The following is an 825-nucleotide window of genomic DNA, read 5'->3' as shown; positions in this document are numbered from 1 at the left end:
AGCTGGGGGAGACGTTGGAGCAGATCAGCAGCAGGTCGGTGCCGAGCTCCTGCATCAAGTCGAACTTGCGTTCGGCGCGGGCAAAGTTGCGCGCGCGCTGYGGCTCCGGCATGCCCTCGAAATCGCGGAACGGCTGGAATGCGCAGATCTTGAGGTTGAGATCGTGGCAGAGCTTGGCGATGTCGCGCGGGCCTGCGCCGAACGACAGCAGGTCGTTCTCGAAGATCTCGACCTCGTCGAAGCCGGCGGCTGCGATGGCACGCAGCTTTTCATCCAGCGCCCCCGAGAGAGAGACGGTCGCAATCGAGCGCTTGTTCATGCTGCTGTCTCCTCCATGGCTCCCCCGAGGAAGAGCTGGCCGATGCGGGGATCGTTCAGGATGCGCTTCGCGCCGTCGACCATGCGGGTCTGGCCGAGCTCGAGCACGATGCCGATATCGGAGATCTCCAGCGCCGAGCGCGCGTTCTGCTCGATCATCAGGATGGTGACGCCGCGGTCGCGCAGGCTCTTGAGGATGTCGAAGGTCTGCTGCACCATCAGCGGCGACAGGCCGATCGAGGGCTCGTCGATCAGCACCAGCTTCGGCTCGAGCAGCAGCGAGCGGGCGATCTCGAGCTGCTTCTGCTCGCCGCCTGAGAGCGTCGAGGCCTGCTGTGCCGACTTGCGGCGCAGCGCCGGAAACAGGTCGAGTGCCGCCTCGATCCGCTTGGGCAGGTCGAGACCCTTCCCGGCGGAGACGCCGCCGAGCTCGATGTTGTGGCGCACCGACAGCTCGGGGAAGATGTTGCGGCCCTGCGGCACGTAGCAGATGCCGGCGTTGAGCAG

At 65.9% G+C, this 825-nt stretch carries 2 protein-coding genes; both read right to left on the bottom strand.

What is annotated here, in order from left to right; translation table 11 throughout:
- Positions 1–319 (bottom strand): sugar phosphate isomerase/epimerase family protein (locus AC1D00_RS43470; RefSeq protein WP_477014976.1); only part of this gene is annotated, 319 nt, incomplete at its 3' end.
- Positions 316–825: ABC transporter ATP-binding protein (locus tag AC1D00_RS43465; protein WP_477014975.1), on the bottom strand; the 510-nt coding region annotated here is incomplete at its 5' end. The genes AC1D00_RS43470 and AC1D00_RS43465, both read right to left, overlap by 4 nt.

The organism is Bradyrhizobium sp. P2_E8 (assembly GCF_056403875.1).
The sequence above is the reverse complement of the archived record's forward strand: the minus strand, read 5'-3'. Positions and strand labels throughout refer to the sequence as shown.